Annotated in this window: 15 protein-coding genes; 9 read left to right on the forward strand and 6 right to left on the reverse strand. The window is 46.7% G+C overall.

What is annotated here, in order from left to right; genetic code table 11:
* Positions 1-179 precede the first annotated feature (179 nt).
* On the reverse strand, positions 180-983 hold the full coding sequence (locus L0659_RS08120; RefSeq protein ID WP_235125327.1) for a DUF4198 domain-containing protein: 804 nt from the start codon (positions 981-983) through the stop codon (positions 180-182).
* A gap of 288 nt (positions 984-1,271) precedes the next feature.
* Here L0659_RS08120 and L0659_RS08125 point away from each other — a divergent pair, with 288 nt between their 5' ends.
* Complete coding sequence (locus tag L0659_RS08125) at positions 1,272-1,781, forward strand: hypothetical protein (RefSeq protein WP_235125328.1); 510 nt, start codon at positions 1,272-1,274, stop codon at positions 1,779-1,781.
* Between the two features lie 85 nt (positions 1,782-1,866).
* Here the strand turns inward: L0659_RS08125 and L0659_RS08130 are convergent, their stop codons facing one another.
* Complete coding sequence (locus tag L0659_RS08130; RefSeq protein ID WP_235125329.1) at positions 1,867-2,469, reverse strand: TetR family transcriptional regulator; 603 nt, start codon at positions 2,467-2,469, stop codon at positions 1,867-1,869.
* A 211-nt stretch (positions 2,470-2,680) separates the two neighbouring features.
* Here L0659_RS08130 and L0659_RS08135 point away from each other — a divergent pair, with 211 nt between their 5' ends.
* From L0659_RS08135 to L0659_RS08145, 3 genes are all read left to right on the forward strand, one after another.
* Complete coding sequence (locus L0659_RS08135) at positions 2,681-5,959, forward strand: TonB-dependent receptor (RefSeq protein WP_235125330.1); 3,279 nt, start codon at positions 2,681-2,683, stop codon at positions 5,957-5,959.
* Between the two features lie 18 nt (positions 5,960-5,977).
* On the forward strand, positions 5,978-7,783 hold the full coding sequence (locus L0659_RS08140; protein ID WP_235125331.1) for a RagB/SusD family nutrient uptake outer membrane protein: 1,806 nt from the start codon (positions 5,978-5,980) through the stop codon (positions 7,781-7,783).
* 187 nt (positions 7,784-7,970) lie between these two features.
* A complete protein-coding gene (locus L0659_RS08145) occupies positions 7,971-9,218 on the forward strand; it encodes an alkaline phosphatase family protein (RefSeq protein WP_235125332.1) in 1,248 nt (415 codons plus the stop codon).
* An 8-nt stretch (positions 9,219-9,226) separates the two neighbouring features.
* Here the strand turns inward: L0659_RS08145 and L0659_RS08150 are convergent, their stop codons facing one another.
* Positions 9,227-9,898 (reverse strand): DUF6766 family protein, encoded by a 672-nt coding sequence (locus L0659_RS08150; RefSeq protein WP_235125333.1) that lies wholly within the window; start codon positions 9,896-9,898, stop codon positions 9,227-9,229.
* Between the two features lie 218 nt (positions 9,899-10,116).
* Here L0659_RS08150 and L0659_RS08155 point away from each other — a divergent pair, with 218 nt between their 5' ends.
* Together L0659_RS08155 and L0659_RS08160 are read left to right on the forward strand one after the other, a co-directional pair.
* Complete coding sequence (locus L0659_RS08155; RefSeq protein WP_235125334.1) at positions 10,117-10,695, forward strand: HAD-IIIA family hydrolase; 579 nt, start codon at positions 10,117-10,119, stop codon at positions 10,693-10,695.
* Positions 10,688-11,752, forward strand: coding sequence for a glycosyltransferase family 9 protein (locus L0659_RS08160; protein WP_235125335.1), 1,065 nt, complete (start codon positions 10,688-10,690; stop codon positions 11,750-11,752). The genes L0659_RS08155 and L0659_RS08160 overlap by 8 nt, the downstream gene beginning before the upstream one ends.
* Here L0659_RS08160 and L0659_RS08165 read toward each other — a convergent pair.
* Both L0659_RS08165 and L0659_RS08170 read right to left on the reverse strand, forming a co-directional pair.
* A complete protein-coding gene (locus L0659_RS08165; protein ID WP_235125336.1) occupies positions 11,741-12,220 on the reverse strand; it encodes a response regulator in 480 nt (159 codons plus the stop codon). The genes L0659_RS08160 and L0659_RS08165 overlap by 12 nt on opposite strands.
* Positions 12,221-12,341: 121 nt before the next feature.
* Positions 12,342-13,307, reverse strand: coding sequence for a TIGR03885 family FMN-dependent LLM class oxidoreductase (locus L0659_RS08170; RefSeq protein WP_235125337.1), 966 nt, complete (start codon positions 13,305-13,307; stop codon positions 12,342-12,344).
* 289 nt (positions 13,308-13,596) lie between these two features.
* Between L0659_RS08170 and L0659_RS08175 the strand changes: the two genes are divergently transcribed.
* The 3 genes from L0659_RS08175 (at position 13,597) to L0659_RS08185 (ending at position 15,095) form a co-directional block, all read left to right on the forward strand.
* Positions 13,597-14,139 carry a hypothetical protein gene (locus L0659_RS08175; RefSeq protein WP_235125338.1) on the forward strand — a complete coding sequence of 181 codons (543 nt, stop codon included), beginning with the start codon at positions 13,597-13,599 and terminating at the stop codon, positions 14,137-14,139.
* A gap of 183 nt (positions 14,140-14,322) precedes the next feature.
* Positions 14,323-14,760: a hypothetical protein gene (locus tag L0659_RS08180; protein ID WP_235125339.1), complete on the forward strand. Its 438-nt coding sequence runs from the start codon at positions 14,323-14,325 to the stop codon at positions 14,758-14,760.
* Positions 14,739-15,095 carry a hypothetical protein gene (locus L0659_RS08185; protein ID WP_235125340.1) on the forward strand — a complete coding sequence of 119 codons (357 nt, stop codon included), beginning with the start codon at positions 14,739-14,741 and terminating at the stop codon, positions 15,093-15,095. Before L0659_RS08180 ends, L0659_RS08185 begins: the two co-directional genes overlap by 22 nt.
* 54 nt (positions 15,096-15,149) lie before the next feature.
* On the opposite strand, the gene L0659_RS08190 is transcribed toward L0659_RS08185, so the two are convergent.
* Positions 15,150-16,612, reverse strand: a 1,463-nt coding sequence (locus L0659_RS08190; RefSeq protein ID WP_310590689.1) for an alkaline phosphatase family protein, incomplete at its 5' end; no start/stop codon positions are given.

Raw genomic sequence — 16,612 nt, forward strand, 5'->3', positions numbered from 1 at the left:
AATGTGTACTGCTTGATCCTGATTATATGGTGAAAAATGATCTATGTATTACTGACTGCAAAATCAACTATTATGCCATTACACTTATCATCGATTCCGCGACTTACAAGGCGTTTCGGGCAATCAATTTGTCCGATTTCGGACAGTGGAAGATGTGAATGTCCGCATTGAACTTTTTGTCAATAGAATCCGAAGGTGTAGCTGCCCCAAAAGCTTTGCCAATCCGCTTTCTTTGCATCCTGGTTTGGGATCATGTGAACGGTGCTGATCATCCATTTGCCGGTTTGGTCAATGGGGAAGGTAACATTGCCATTTTTATCGCTGCGGAGCGTTTCATGCGTTGTAACGCCATTCACCACGTGCCAGGCCAGGACGAGTCCGTTCACCAGGGGCTTGTTATCAAATAGGATTTTGAATGTGACCGGCACCTTTGATTTTTGTGCATATGGATTTTTGTCGGGAATGATTTCAAGGCGCATACCCGTGTTGATTGCATAGCATTCATTTATCTGATCATCCACCTGGATCAATGTCTTCACGCACCGCTGGTACAATTCTCTCCCCGCTTTTAATGTATCATTGTTCTGCACCCGAAGCTTCATGACGTGATCCAATCCCTCGGTACGGAGATATTCATTGAATTTTAAACCTTCAAGTTCGATGAATTTGCTTGTGTTACTGAATGCGATCAGGTGATTGCCTGGACTTGAAAAGGAGATGTCGAAACTGCTGAGACTATCACCATAAATTGTATTGCGAATATCCTTTTTCTCCGCATTCGAGTAATGATCAAGTTTCAGGATTTTGTATTTGTGCCCGTTGGAATGCTCACCCCGGTAATCTTCACCGACCATCAGGTCAATCCGCACTTTTTCTCCTTTTTTTAGCCAGAATTTGACCGGTTCAAGCCAGAACTCATGAGCAAATGCCAGTGAGCACAACATAAACAAGCTGATAAGAGGGACTAATGTTTTGATTTTCATGAATTAATGTAAAAAGTATTGCTTTTGAAGGACTAAAAAACCCCTGATCCACCGATCAGGGGTTGCGAAGTTAAGCATTCAAACGTTTCCTGACAGAATCGGCAGTTGGGTCCTTCTGCCTTTACTGCCTCTTCAACTTTTCTTGTCCACCTGCACGGTTTTGCATCAGCAGCGGCAGCATTGAATCATTTTTTTATCATTTTAGTATTTAATAATCAGCATTTTAGTATTTAATAATAAAATGTGACTTTTGATGATGTCGTTTAATTAATTGAAACCTTACTTTTTATGAATAAATATCTGCTACTTATCCTGTTGGCGATCCTCTCCGGCGAATTGTTCGGCCAAAATACAAATGCGCTTTTCTTCACATATTCCAGGTCCCTACCCAGGCCCGTTTATAACCGTAATGTGGATGGAGGGGCTGGTTATAAGGCTTTTGCTTCGAATACGTTTGGCTTTCGCTATTTTATAAAAAGCAGCAAGATCATTACACTCGAAACCGGGATCGATTACAGCTCATTCAATTTTAAGGTTGATTATGCAGGCGTTCCAAATTTTGCCATTCCGGACATTACCAGGCCTTTAAAGATCATTTCTGTTCCGGTTTATGCCCATCTCACTTTTCTCAAATACATTTTCGTGAACGGCGGCTTGCTTCTTGATGCCCAGCTAAATCCAAAAGAAATCGACATCGACCGACAGACCGGCATTGGACTGGGGCTGGGCGTTGGTCTCAAATACAATTACAAACACATTGCTATCTTCATTAATCCCTTTGTGGAGCGCACGGTTTAATTTCTTTGGACAGCCAGGAAAGTGGCGTCCGCCGAAGCGTCATGAACCCTGGTGGCAGGATTGGTATCGGCTATTCTTTTTGAAGTTATTGTGCGTGTAACCCGACCACGTTCAGCGCTTTTTGCTTGTAGTTGGCGAGTTTTGCTTTGGCTGCTGCGGGTTCTTTAATGAGGCTTAAATAAAAATAGGCGCCGTCCAGGATCGTGAAAATCAGGTCGGCGCATTCGTAAGGATCTTTAACCGAAAGGCTTCCGTCTTCATTACATGCCTCAATCAGCTCGGAAAGCTTATATCTGAGGCTTTCCAGCAGGGATTTATATCTCGCTTTAATTTTCTCGTCCCTGAACGACAGCGCATAGCAGCTGTAAAACAGCCCGTCGTCAAATAATGTATCCCATTTTTTTGAAAAAAGATTGTCAATCACTTTCAGCAGGATGGTTTTCGAACTCTTCGCCGACTTTCCCGGCACATTGAAAATCGGGGTGTAACGATCTAAAATAAAGTCGATCAGCGCGTAACTCAGTTCTTCCTTGTTTTGGAAATAATGGAGGATAAGGCTCGGGTTTACATCCATTTCCTTCGCTATCTTGGCGATAGACGTGTTTTCGAGTCCTTCTATTTTTGCCAGTTTATAAAAAGCCAAAATAATTTCCTGCTGTCGAGCCCCTTTGAGGCTTTTTCTTCCCATATCTGAGTGTTGATTTGATCCGCGATAATACAAAAGAAAAACATTAGAGTAGAATACTGCGGTCACGTATTTTCATTGAATGAACGTTCAATCAAAATAATGACAAATTGTTAACATTCCCTTAAAACGTATGTCCTCCTGAATCAGCAATTTTGCGAAAATAAAAACGGTCGTTTCCGGCCGTAGTCATCATCTTAACCAAATCATTTGTATGGCGCAAAATCTATTTAATTTGTTTAAAAAGCAACGTTCGGCCTGCCTCTTGTGGCTGCTGGCAGCTTTGTTGGGGGGCTCAACGCTCCAATCCTTTGCGCAGGGTGATGTGCGGGGTGTGATTAAATCGGCTGACGGGAGCGGCGTGCTGCCGGGCGTTAATGTGTTGGTAAAAGGAACACAGCAAGGAACTGTTTCCGACGGTGAAGGGAAATATGTGCTCCGCGGTTTACAATCCGATGCCGTTCTTGTTTTCTCATTTATTGGTTACAAACCCCAGGAAGCAACGGTAGGCAAGGCCACCACGCTGGACATTACACTCGAACTGGATGCAGCGAACCTGCACGAAGTTGTGGTGGTGGGTTATGGTGCACAAAAGAAAGAAAATCTCTCCGGGGCCGTCGACGTGGTGGACAGTAAAATGCTGGAAGCCAGACCAATACAGAACGTAGCCCAGGGTTTGCAAGGCGCAGTTCCCAACCTGAACATTGATTTTGTGAGCGGCGAACCGGGACAGGCGCCCAACATTAACATTCGCGGTTTTACTTCCATTAATGGCGGTAACCCGTTGATTTTGGTGGATAACGTGCCTATGGATGCGGGCGAACTAAGTTTCATTGCACCGTCGGATATTAAAAGTATTTCGGTTTTAAAAGATGCGTCCTCGGCCGCGATCTATGGAGCGCGTGCGGCCTACGGTGTGATCCTGATCACGACCAAAACGGGCACAGGAGAAAAAATGAGCATTAATTATTCCAATAACTTCTCATTCGGCAAACCAACAGTGCTTCCCGACAAGGTTATTGATCCGTATATATACATGCGTTTACTCGAAACTTCCACGGATAACACGCCCTGGGATAATGTAAATTATACGGCAAGCCAGTATGCCTGGGCCAAAGACCGCTCAGACAATCCTTCGGGAACGGATCCGATCCGTCTGAACCCGGTCGATAATTCGCTTTACGAATACATGGGTAACACGGACTGGACGAAATATTTCCTGGATAACTTCACGCTATCGCAGCGGCACAACATTTCACTCGCAGGAAAATCGGGTAAGACAACTTACTATTTATCAGGTGCCTATGATTCCCAGAATGGTGCATTGAAAATCGCGGAAGACAAATTCGATCGTTACACAACGCGCGGTAAAGTCAATTTCCAGCCATACAAATGGCTTTCTGTTGGAAATAACACTTCCATTGCATTGACAGAAAGATCGAAGCCTTACCAGCTCTCGATCCAGCGACTTTATGACCTGTTCCCGACATCAGTCGATAAAAATCCCGACGGGACCTGGGCTAATACGGACGTGGGCCGGGTGGCGGCGCAGTTGACGGAAGGCGGACGTGCCCTCAAAAAAGACAATATGTTTCAGACAACTTTCAATGCAGAAATGTCTTTTTTTGAGGATATGCTAAAATTCAATTCCGATTTCACAACGCGCAGGGAGAACATTAACATTGCTGAAAACCAGTCGAAAGTTCGGATAGGATACGGGCCGTCGGACATTCGGGAAGAGGGGAATAACATTGCTTACCGCAGAGCCGATAATGTTACCTACACCGTTTTTAATGCATATGCGACATTTAACAAGGCATTGGGTTTCCATAATCTGAATGCGATTGTGGGTTATAACCAGGAATCCAACCGTGCCGAATTTTTTGAAGCGCAAAAGGCGGGCGTAATTTCTGCTTCTTTGCCAAGCATCGGGCTGGCAACAGGCGAGGCGCTTGTAGGCGAAGGAATCCGCGAATGGGCGATTAGGGGTGCATTTTACCGTTTGAACTACATTTTTAAAGACAAATACATTGTCGAGTTCAATGGCCGCTATGACGGTTCTTCCAAGTTTCCGAAAGACAAGCGTTTTGGCTTCTTCCCGTCGGCATCGGCTGCCTGGAAAGTGGACGGCGAAGAGTTCTGGAAACCAATGTCGAAGGTTGTAAACCATTTCAAGATCCGCGGATCTTACGGTTTGCTGGGTAACCAGTTTGTAAATGAATATGGTTACATCGCTACTATGGGCACAAGGAGAGGCAGTTACATTATTGACGGACAGGTTCCGCAGGTGGTAACCTCCGCGCCGCTCGTTTCACCTAATTATACCTGGGAAAAAGTAACGTCCGCCAACATTGGTGCAGACTTAGGGTTTTTCCAACATAAAATCACTGCATCTTTTGATTATTACAACCGCGCAACAAAAGGCATGTTAACCCAGGGGCGTGACCTGCCTGATGTTTTGGGCGCTTATGAGCCAAGAGAAAATGCCGCAGACCTGAGAACCAAAGGCTGGGAATTGTCGGTGGGTTATGACGAGGATTTTAATGTTGGTGGAAAAAACCTGCGTTTTAACAGCAAGTTCACATTGGGCGACAGCCGCTCATTCATTACCGGCTTCGACAACCCAAATAAGAATTTAACCCAATATTACAAAGGCATGGAACTGGGCGAAATGTGGGGACTGAAAAGCGACGGTCTTTTCCAGACGCAGGATGAGATCAACAAGCTTGATCAAAGCCAGATTATTCCCTGGGGCGCATTGTCGGTTGTGCCGGGATGGCCGAAATACCAGGACCTGGATGGCAATGGTAAGATAGAAAAAGGAACGACGGTGGATAATGCAAAAGATCTTTCAAGGATCGGCAATGTTACGCCAAGGCTTCGTTTTGGGTTAAATCTGGGTGCGGAATGGAATGGTTTTGATATCCGGGCATTTTTCCAGGGCATTGGGAAAATGGATTATTACCCGCTCAATTACCTGTATTGGGGCTTTTACCAGCAACCTTATGCAGGTGGATACGCGCATTTGCTCGATTTTTACCGCGGCGCGGCTGATAACGACGTCCAACGCGCACAGCATTCACAATCCTACATCGATGCCGGCCTGGCCGATGCCAACACGGACGCGAAATTTCCCGTTCTCCAATCCTGGCTTGCCGACAGAAACCTGGGCGAAAGGGTAGATCAGTCGCAGGGACTGGCCATTCCGCAAACGCGTTACATGCTGAGCGGGGCTTACATGCGACTCAAAAATCTCACGATCGGCTACACATTCCCGTCCGCCATGCTTCAAAAGATCAAGGTTTCGAGGCTGCGTATTTATGCAAGTGGCGAAAACCTGGCGGAGCTTTCAAAAGTGAAAAAGTTCTTCGACCCGGAATCCATCACGGATAATGTAGACAAGGTGGATCCGTCCAAAAGCACTTCGAGCGGCTGGGGTTATGATTATCCATTCCAGCGGAAATTCTCATTCGGATTGGAACTGCAGTTTTAATTTAAATAAGATCTTAAAATGAAAAAATATATTCAAATGCTGCTGGCAGCCGGCTTGCTAACCGTTGTTTCGGGCTGTAATGATGAATTCCTGGACCGCGTGCCGCAAACGGAAATCTCCAAAGATAAATATTTCAACAGCGAGCAAGACCTGGAAACCTATATGCTGGGCCTGTACGATTTCGGCGGGGTAGGCATTTATGTGAATGATGCTTCTACCGACAATGCGGCCACAACCGGCGCGACGGAGATCAAGAGCATGATGGTGGGAAACCCATCTTCCGCCACGGTCAATGCGGGTTGGGACTGGACTGCATTGCGCAACATTAATTTCTTCCTCGACAATTTCCGGAAGGCACAGATCAGCGAAGAGGCGCTCAACCATTACGAAGGCCTCGCGCGCTTTTTCCGCGCCAGATTTTACGTGGAAAAAGTGAAGCGTTATTCCAATGTGCCCTGGTACGACCACGTGCTGGCAACCAACGACGAATCGCTCAATAAGCCGCAGGACAGCCGGGAATTTGTAATTGGTAAAATATTTGAAGACTACGCTTTTGCCGCCCAGCACGTTCGGGACGACAACCGCTCGGGCGCTGTGAACAATGCCACTGTGCTCACTTACCAGGCCCGGCACGCATTATATGAAGGCACTTACCGGAAATATCACAGCGAACTGAACCTGCAAGCTTCGGCAAACGGCTTTTTGCAGATTGCCAGGGACGCGGCAAAAAAAGTGATTGACAGCGGAGATTATTCGATCCATAGCACGGGCAAACCGATGGAAGATTATGCTTCGCTATTCAACAACACCAGTCTGGAAAGTAACGGAGAAGTGATCCTCGGCACATTTAATGAACAGGATAAGATCAATAGTGCCTGGTGGGGTGCTTATATGTTTGGGAATTATGAAGCCAGTCCGGCGAGAGACCTGTTGCAAACGTATCTGATGAAAGACGGGACGCCTTACACCAGCCAGGCTGGGTATACGGCGAAGCTGTTCACAGACGAATTCAAAAACCGTGATCCACGCTTGTACCAGACATTCGCTTACCCGGGATGGGAACTGGTCAATGCGACGACTTACTCGCAGGGAGCCGGGATTTATGTACAGCAATTTGCTAAAAACCAGTCGGGTTATCATCAGTTAAAAGGTTTTGTAAATCAAAAAGAAGTGGCGGTTGCGAACAGTCTGGACACACCATTGCTGCGTTATGCCGAAGTGTTGCTCACCTACGCAGAAGCCAAAGCAGAACTAAGCGAGCTAACCCAAGCTGACCTGGACCTTTCTGTAAACAAAGTAAGGGCACGTGCCGGCATGCCGAAATTAACATTGAGTACAGCATCCGATGCCGTTTTGAAATCACAATATCCATCCGCGACCAGCAATACCCTCGGCGCACTGCTCGAAATCCGCCGTGAAAGGCGCGTGGAACTGGCCATGGAAGGTTTCCGCTACGATGACCTCATGCGCTGGAATGCCGGAAAGCTCATTGAAAAAGAACCGGAAGGACTTTATTTCCCGGGCCTGGGCAACTACGATCTCACCGGCGATGGCGTCGCGGATGTCAAACTGATCGCAGTGTCCTCATCCATCCCGGCCGAAGCCGACAAAGAATCCAACTCTCTGGGCAAGAAGCTCATTTACTACCGCGTAGGCCCGGTAGGCAGCGATGCATCCTTCTTCCTGAAAAATGGAACGAGCGGAACCATCGTTACCGACCCGGAAAGAGGCACATTCCAGGAACCGAAATACTATTACCGACCCGTGCCGCAGTCACAAGTAACACTGAATCCAAACTTGAAGCAATTTTTTGGCTGGGAGTAGTTATCTTACTCACGAGATTGCTGGCGTAAGCGTTGACTACTGGTACGCTACCAGCTCTGTCACCCTGAGCGTAGTCGAAGGGCGTTACTACTTGGCAGTAACGCCCCTTCGACTACGCTCAGGGTGACAGAGCTAGTAACAAACCACATTAAATAAACAGGACCAAACAACCATAACCACAACCCAAATGTCCCCAAAACAAACCATTACCCTAATCCTAACCCTCTTCATCTTCCACCAAGCCGCTGCCCAGACTAAAAATAAATCCCTCTTTGTCATTGTGGATGGCATTTCTTATGAGCAGTTGAAGAAAGTGGCGACGCCTAATCTGGATGCGATTGCTATGGTGGGCGGCATGACGCGGGCTTATGTGGGGGGTGAGAAAAAGACTTATTCTCAGACTCCGACCATTTCGGCGGTGGGTTACAATAGTTTGCTTACCGGGACCTGGGTGAACAAGCATAATGTTTGGGATAACGACATTAAAGCGCCCAATTACCGTTACTGGACTATTTTCAGGTTCTTTCGCGAAGCATATCCTGCAAAAAAAACAGCCATTTATTCCACCTGGCTTGATAACCGAACAAAGCTGATCGGAACGGGGTTGCCTGAAACGGGAATGATGAAAATGGATTATTCTTTCGATGGTTTTGAGCTTGATACCATTAATTTCCCGCACGACAAAGGTGCAGAGTACATCAGCAAAATTGATGGAAAGGTGGTTGATGAAGCTGCTGAGAACATCAAGAGCGAGGCGCCCGATTTGTCATGGGTGTATCTGGAATTTACGGATGATATGGGCCACCGGTATGGTAACAGCCCGCAGTTTTTTGATGCCATAAAAAGAATGGATGCGCAGATGGGGCAGCTTTGGGAAGCGGTGAAAGAACGGGAGCGTAACCATGGTGAAAACTGGCAAATATTTATCACAACGGATCACGGAAGGGGAGAACCAGCCGGTAAAGACCACGGGGGCCAGTCCGATGCGGAGCGCAGCACCTGGATCGTCACCAATGCAAAAGAACTGAACAACTATTTTACCAAATCTGCCCAAAACAAGCAAATCCCGGCGATTGTAGATATTATGCCTACCATGGCTCGCCATCTAGACCTAAAAATCCCAAAAGAGCAGCGCTTCGAGCTTGACGGCATTCCGTTAACCGGCAAAATTTCAATCACTGATCTGACCGTAAAGAAAGAATCTAACAACATTCTCCTCAATTGGTTACCGCAAGAGAAAGACGGGGAAGTGAAAATATGGCTCGCCGTCACGAACAAATTTGAAACCGGAGGCAGCGATCTTTTCATGCTCATGAAACAGCTTCCCGTGTCGGAAGGAAAGGCTTCATTAGACATTTCGAAGCTGCCAAAAGGGTTTTACAAAATTGTTGTTGAAGGAAAATACAATACGCTCAACCGATGGATTGTTGAGTAAATACAACATTACTTACCCGTTTCCGAATGAGGTGCGTCCACCGGTTTGGATTCGGGTGAGCCTTTCTGGCGCAGGAAAATGGTGAATATGACAATGCTGGCAATCGACAGGAATTCGCTTTGCCAGTTTTGGAATGTTTCAAACCAGAAGTTGGCCTGCGTCAGATAATTCCCAATCGTGTCGGTCGCCTGACCGGTCAGGACCTGCTGTTCGTTGTGGTCTACCCAGCTTCCATACAAGTGAAGCGCCCAGCTGATGAAGAACAGGATCGCAAAAACGAGCGACAAAGAATTTTCATAAAGCTTCAATATAATCCCGCCTTTCCGGACTGGCCAGGGCGCATCGGGTCCTGGCTGTGGCTCCCGGTCCACATCTTCCTGCTCATCCAGCGATTTGGATTCCGCAGAGCCTTTCTGGCGAAGTCCTACTGTAAGAAGCACATATAGAGCCATTTGCAAGAATTCACTTTCAAAGTTTTCAAACGTAGATGAGATAAAATGGCCTGTCTGAAGATATTCAGGGAAGCCGATCGCAGCAGCCTTTTCCTGTTCAAGCTCGGAGTTATGCTCGTGCCAGCCGGTTACCGCCTGCGCGCCGAGTGTTATAAGAAATAGAGCCACAAAAAGAAGGCCTAAGCCGTTTCTGTATAAAAATGAATGCTGCTTGTTGGCCTGGCCCATTGATCTTTGGTATATAAAGGGTTGATTTATTTTTTGATATCCTTAAACAGCGCCATATCAAAAAGTTTGCCAATGCCGGCGCACGGAAAAGTGTCCATAATCCACACTTTCGGATCAGTGAGACTTCGCGCCTGAAAGTATGTTGTTAACCGGCCAAAATCATTAGAAACCAGTGGCACTGTTTTTTACCAAAGGCGATCCTATAACCGAATTCACGCATGCAGCATCCCGAAAGCTCTCTTGTTAAGGTCATTTTCCTGGACAAAGATGGTACGCTTGTAAAAGACGTTCCATATAATGTTGATCCTGAGAAAGTGGTGTTTGAAACAGGGGTGTTTGAGGGATTAAGGGCATTGCAGGACTATGGATTTAAACTGGTCATTATTTCCAACCAGTCCGGGCTGGCTCTGGAACGATTTACCCAGGTGCAACTGGACGATCTGATCGATTATTTCTATTTAATTTTTGAACAAAACGGGATTGAACTTTCAGGCTTTTACTACTGTCCGCATGCACCATCGTCAGAAAATGTTTCCTGCGCTTGCCGCAAACCACAACCGGGATTGTTGATCCAGGCGGCACATGAGCTGCATATTGATCTGGCAAGATCGTGGATGATCGGCGACATTCTTCATGATGTAGAAGCCGGTAACCGTGCAGGTTGCCGGACGATTTTGATCGATAACGGAAATGAAACAGAATGGTTGAAAGGGCCTTTCCGGGAGCCAACTTATACCACGCCTCATTTCCCGGATGCCACAAACCACATTACCAAAAACGCGGTCCCCAATGCCTGAGCAAAAACTTCAGAATATCCTCTGCATACGCGCCGATAATATGGGCGACGTCATCATGAGCTCCCCGGCTATCCGCGCATTGAAGGAAACATTTGGAAGCCGCATTTCGCTGCTCACCTCAAAAGCAGGCTCGCTGATAGTGCCATATCTGGATTGCATTGATGATATGATTGTATCCGATCTGCCATGGGTTCAGAGCAAAGGCAGTGATAGCAATGCATTAACCGCGAACATTGATGAACTCAGAAAAAGGAATTTTGACGCGGCAGTGATTTTTACAGTTTACAGCCAGAGCGCGCTTCCCGCTGCCATGCTCGCATACATGGCAAACATTCCGGTGCGCGCAGCATATGCCCGAGAAAATCCCTATCAACTGCTCACACACTGGCTCCCTGACCCGGAGCCTTATCAGCACATATCCCACCAGGTTCAGCGTGATCTTGACCTGGTTGCACAATTTGGGGCCAGCACATCGAATGACCGGCTTTTGTTATCAATTGAATCTGCGGAACGCGCTTCATTACATGAGAAACTTTCTGCTGAAAACATTGACGCGGCGAAACCATACATTATTTTGCATCCGGGAGTGTCCGAGAAAAAAAGGGAATATCCTTCGGAATACTGGATAGAGGCTGGGAAGCGCATTGCAGAAAAATATGATTGGCAGATTTTCGTAACCGGATCTGCTGCCGAAAAAGACCTGACGGAAAGGGTTAGTGAGGGGATCGGGCAGCATGCAGTTTCTGTTGCGGGATTGCTTTCAGTGGGTGAATTTGCAGCGCTGATCGAAGATGCGCAATGCGTGATTTCGGTCAATACGGCTACAATACACATTGCGGCGGCCATGCAGACGCCTCAGGTAGTTTTATATGCACAAACAAATCCGCAGCACACGCCCTGGAAGTCGGATTATCAGCTATTGCCATTCTCTGTTCCGGCAGATCTGCAAAGCCGTAACACCATTATCAAGTATGTTTCGGATAAATTATACGCCGAGTACATTCCATACCCGGCGCCGGAGATGATTTTATCAGCGCTAAAAAACCTAATTCCGTGAAGCGGCTTCGGAGTGGGCAATGCTTAAAGGACTATTGCGTTCGCCGGTCCGCAGAAAAAATTTGCAGACAGCCTGTAATGTAGACTTCATTAGTTCGTGCTCGACCGGTTTGATCACATAAGCATCTGCGCCGCGTTTATAACATTGAATAATTTTTTCTTCCGCATCATCACTGCTCATAACAACCACCGGAATATCTTTTAAATGAACATGTTCCGGTTTCGTTGGTTGTTTAAGCAAGGTAAGGAGCTGCATTCCGCTCATTCCCGGCATATTCAGATCGAGGATAATAAGTCCCGGAAACAGATGGTTATCGAGCCGCTGGGATAAAGCATCGAGGTGGCGGTAAAGAGAACGGCCATCCTCGAAAAACTTCACACGATACGATTTATCAAACTGTTTAAAAATATTATATATCAAAAAATGCAAATCCGGGTTATCGTCTACTATAAATAATTCGGTGTCCATACAATTACTCCCCTGGTTATTGTTTTAATGTATTGCCAAGAAGGATTAATGCGAATTTCATTAAAAGTATGCCCGGACTTTTGATCCTTCAAGCCACGTATTTCTGGCCATCCTAAAATTGTCAGACAAGATGCGGAATGACATTTTTTCCGAATTTTTCAATAAACAGCTTTTGTTCCAAATTAACATTATGCAAATACAGGTGCGTAACTCCCGCCGCAATGTCCTGGGCAAGCCACTCGGTATGTTGGTCGAGACTGTCAGATACCCTCACCGCCTGGAACATATCTTCGGGCCTCACCATTAATCCCGTGGAATCAAAACCCGCCGGTGACCGGATATCCGCCAGGAGGGAAGATGGGAAAACATTGTTTCTCCATTGCTGATGCGCACCTGCCAGCGCACGCTCCAATGTCACGTCATACGACAATTGAACTTTTAGATACACAGGCTTTCCTTCGCCGCCTCCCCGGTGAAACGCTTCCACCATCCGCGCGAGTTCTGCCGGCGGGCGTGAAGTTGTGATCATGCCGTCCGCCCATCCGCCGACCCATTCAGCCGTTTGTTCCGTAATTGCTGCGCCGATGACGTCAGGCATATATCCGGGCAACGTATAAAGTTTTGCGTCGTACACATTCACCAAACCATTTTGGGTTACGGTTTCGCCCGCCCATAAGGCGCGCATGATATCCACAGATTCTTTTAAACGCTGGTTTCTCTCTGCCTTGGAAGGCCACTTTTCACCATTAATGTGTTCGTTCAAAAACTGCCCGCTTCCCACAGCAATCCAAAAACGTCGCGGGAACATTTCACAAAGCGTAGCGACCGCCTGTGCAATGATGGCAGGATGGTAACGCTGCCCGGGTGCGTTGACGATACCAAAACTAAGATTGGTAGCCTGCATTGCTGCTCCCAGCCAACTCCATGCAAATCCGCTTTCGCCCTGAGCTTCACTCCACGGATAATAATGGTCCGAGCTCAGTGCACTTGTGAAACCTGCGGCTTGTGCGAGCTGTGCAAATTCGGTCAGCTCACTTGGTTTAAACTGTTCGTGAGAAGCGTGGTAGCCAATCTGAATATCTTTCATGCGGTAATATCGTTAAGGTGAGTTTGCAATATCGTTGATGCGGAAAAGTTGTAATTAAAAATCGTTCCACAAACCGTATTGATTCCTTCCAGGCCATTACCATGACATTGGCCGGAAAGGGCATTAAGATGGCGGGGCCATGTTCCTCCCAGCAGCTTACAAAAGTCGTTGCAAAAATTGCTGGGCTCGTCCGATGCGGCTTCTCAGGTATCTTATGGATAGATTCCGGCAGCATGGAATTGGCATGGTTTGTTTAACATTCAAATCTCAAATCTTAAACTGAGAAACTATGTTTGATGAATTGTTGAATCTGATAAAACAAAACGGACAACAGGCGGTTGTTGATAATAACGAAGTGCCTAACGAGCACAATGACGCTGTAATGCAAGAAGCGCAGACGTCCATAGTGGATGGTTTGAGTAACATCAAGGAGCCGGACCAGGTCAATAGTTTGTTCGAATCCGTGCGAAGCGGGCAGGCGGAAAGTAACCCCGCCGTGCAGCAAATTTCGAATAATTTCAGCGGCAACATTATGCAGAAGTTCGGCATCAACGGCAGCACAGCAGCAGCCATAGCATCCGCAATCATTCCCGTAGTACTAGCGAAAATGGCCAACAAAGGAGGCCAGGGCGGAGCAGGCGGCTTCGATCTCGGCGGCTTACTAGGCTCCCTTACCGGCGGCAAATTCGGAGGCGGCAACCTCGGCGGAAGCACCCCATCATCCGGCGGCGGCTTAGGCGGCAACCTCGGAAGCATGGGCGCAAAACTCGGCCTGGACAAAGACGGAGACGGAGATGTAGATCTGAATGATCTGACAAAAATGTTTAAATAACCATTTATTTACCGGTGGAAAAGTGGTTTTGAGTTTTCAAAGCATTCCGGTTAGGTTTGCTTTGCTCGCAATAAAAATGGCGGTGCACGTGCATCGCCATTTTTATTTGTAGTGATAAAGAGATCTGGCTTCAATGGAGCCATTTCCCGCTAACCTACTATCCATTTTCAAATCTTACAACATTTGGCAACAGCGTTACAATTAAAAAAACTGGCTCATGAAAGAATATCAGAAGCAGAAATATTATTGTCTAATTCAAAGCGTGAAGGTGTTTTTTACTTAGCAGGTTATGCAATTGAATTTGCACTAAAAGCTGTAATTTGTGTAAGGCTTGATGTTGAAATGTACGATCAGTCAGGCAAGAGTAATCAAAAGGAGATATCTCCTAAGGTTTATAGTGCGTTTTTTACGCATAATTTAAAAGATTTACTAATTCTCTCTGGGTTGAAGCACCAGTTAGAAAAGGAACTAAGAATAGATCCCAATTTCGCATCGGCATGGTCCGAAGTGTCTTTATGGAATGAACAAAGAAGGTATGATTCTGGTTGTACCGAACAAGTGGCAAACGGATTTTATAATGACGCAAAAACATTACTGGCATGGATAAGCAATTATTGGTAAAACGATTAAGAGAAGTGTTCAATGCTGAAAAGCAGAATGGCCTCTATATAGATCAATATGGCCTTGCACCGGCGTTTCGCGGATTGTCTTCCAATTCATTTGTGCTTGGAATAAGCGCTCCTTCCCTTGTGAATGAGACTTCGTCCAATAGAACCAGAATTATATTTAACGCTTTACATAAGTACTTAAATGATGAAGAAAAAATGTCCATTAACCGGATTCGGGTCTTCGATAATGTGGAAGATTTAAAGCTAGGTGCTGTATTCGATTTTGAAGGTTTTGATTCAGATTATAACAAATGCGTTTTCATTCCTGATCTTCACGAAGTGGCATAAAAAAGAGCTTCCTCTTACTAAGGAAGCTCTTTTGACATATTACAAAACAAATCGTTACTCCTTAACCAGCAACCCAGGATACAACATCCCGTCCGCAGTTGGGAAATCTAATCCTAATAATTTTGCAATTAGCGGGGCGATGTCTTGCAGGCTCATTTCGGGGATGACTGCTCCTGGTTTGATGCCTTTGCCAAATGCTACGAACCCGGTTTGGATTTCTTTGAAGTCGGGGAAGAAGCCGTGGGTGCCTCCGCTGGCCGTGCGGAGGAAATCGCCGGTGGCGGCTCCGCTCAGGGTGATGCCTTGCACTGGGGCGATGGCCAGGGAAGCGTTTGGATCGGAGCCTACTGCGTCCAGTGCCGCGCGGTCTTTCACCGTGAACAAACCCTTCTGATTTTTCGGCAATTGATCCAGGATCTGTTTTACCTTTTCGAGGGTTTTTGTATCATTTTTATCTTTCAAATGTAAGAATGCCGAGCCGCCGGAGCTGTGAAAATAAGCTTTCCAGGCTGCCTTGTTGTTAGGATCGTAAAGTTCGGCTTTGGCTAAAAGAATGTTGGGGGCGATAGCGGTGTGGATATCTACAAAGCCGTGGTCGCCGGTGATGATGAATGTTGTTTTCTCTCTGATGCCCGCTTTCTCGGTGGCTTCGATGATCGATTTAATGCCCCTGTCAACGCTCGAAAGTGCAGCCCTTACCTGATCGCCGTCACGGCCCTGCTCATGCTCGAAATGGTCGACCGCCACCAAATGCACCGCTAAAAATGAAGGCTTGTATTTACGGATCAGATAGCTGCTAATGCGAGACATATTTTCGTCTACACTCAGATAATCACTGTCAAAATCAATTTCTTCCAGCTTGCCGGTCGCATTCTGCTCCACTTCCTCAAACAAACCTTTTGGAATGGCATTTTCCGAAAGCGCTTTGATCATGCCGCGCTTACCGCCTTTTGTTTCAGGCAAATACCAAAACTCTGGAATGTTATAAGTCGCAGGACTGCCAACAGAAACCGGCCAGAAAACCGAAGCCGTTTTCAACCCTTTATCTTTCGCAACGCTAAAAATTGTCGGCACCTTTATGGTGCTATAATCCCAGATCCATTTTCCCGTCACTTCCAAAGGCTCGGACGGCGTGTTGTAATAAACGCCATGCTTAATAGGCTTAACTCCGGTAATAATGGTCGTATGGGAAGGGTAGGTGACTGTGGGGAAAACGCCGGTAACTCCGTCAGAATATGCGCCGGTCTGCATACCCTGGCGCAGGTTTACCATCGACCAGTTTGGGTCTTTATAAAATTCCGGACGAAGCCCGTCAATGCTGATAAGGACTACGTGGGAATCCTGGGCGAAGGCTGAGAATGAGAGCGCAAAGATGCTAATGCAGGCTAGTATATTTTTCATGTGATCGTCGTCATTTATAGGTTTATTTATTGAAAACCAAGCCTCTGTCAGCCTGAGCGGACCGGGCCGCCGGGCGGTCGAAGGCGCGCTACTCCTGGGTAACGCGCCTTCGACCG

Origin of the sequence: Dyadobacter sp. CY347, assembly GCF_021502655.1 — a bacterium.
Taxonomy (GTDB): domain Bacteria; phylum Bacteroidota; class Bacteroidia; order Cytophagales; family Spirosomataceae; genus Dyadobacter.

Coding starts and splice junctions, on each gene's coding strand:
- L0659_RS08130 (WP_235125329.1), bottom strand. CDS start 2,469: ATGGGAAGAAAAAGCCTCAAAGGGGCTCGACAGCAGGAAATTATTTTG.
- L0659_RS08150 (WP_235125333.1), bottom strand. CDS start 9,898: ATGGGCCAGGCCAACAAGCAGCATTCATTTTTATACAGAAACGGCTTA.
- L0659_RS08145 (WP_235125332.1), top strand. CDS start 7,971: ATGTCCCCAAAACAAACCATTACCCTAATCCTAACCCTCTTCATCTTC.
- L0659_RS08125 (WP_235125328.1), top strand. CDS start 1,272: ATGAATAAATATCTGCTACTTATCCTGTTGGCGATCCTCTCCGGCGAA.
- L0659_RS08170 (WP_235125337.1), bottom strand. CDS start 13,307: ATGAAAGATATTCAGATTGGCTACCACGCTTCTCACGAACAGTTTAAA.
- L0659_RS08185 (WP_235125340.1), top strand. CDS start 14,739: ATGGATAAGCAATTATTGGTAAAACGATTAAGAGAAGTGTTCAATGCT.
- L0659_RS08165 (WP_235125336.1), bottom strand. CDS start 12,220: ATGGACACCGAATTATTTATAGTAGACGATAACCCGGATTTGCATTTT.
- L0659_RS08135 (WP_235125330.1), top strand. CDS start 2,681: ATGGCGCAAAATCTATTTAATTTGTTTAAAAAGCAACGTTCGGCCTGC.
- L0659_RS08120 (WP_235125327.1), bottom strand. CDS start 983: ATGAAAATCAAAACATTAGTCCCTCTTATCAGCTTGTTTATGTTGTGC.
- L0659_RS08155 (WP_235125334.1), top strand. CDS start 10,117: ATGCAGCATCCCGAAAGCTCTCTTGTTAAGGTCATTTTCCTGGACAAA.
- L0659_RS08160 (WP_235125335.1), top strand. CDS start 10,688: ATGCCTGAGCAAAAACTTCAGAATATCCTCTGCATACGCGCCGATAAT.
- L0659_RS08140 (WP_235125331.1), top strand. CDS start 5,978: ATGAAAAAATATATTCAAATGCTGCTGGCAGCCGGCTTGCTAACCGTT.
- L0659_RS08175 (WP_235125338.1), top strand. CDS start 13,597: ATGTTTGATGAATTGTTGAATCTGATAAAACAAAACGGACAACAGGCG.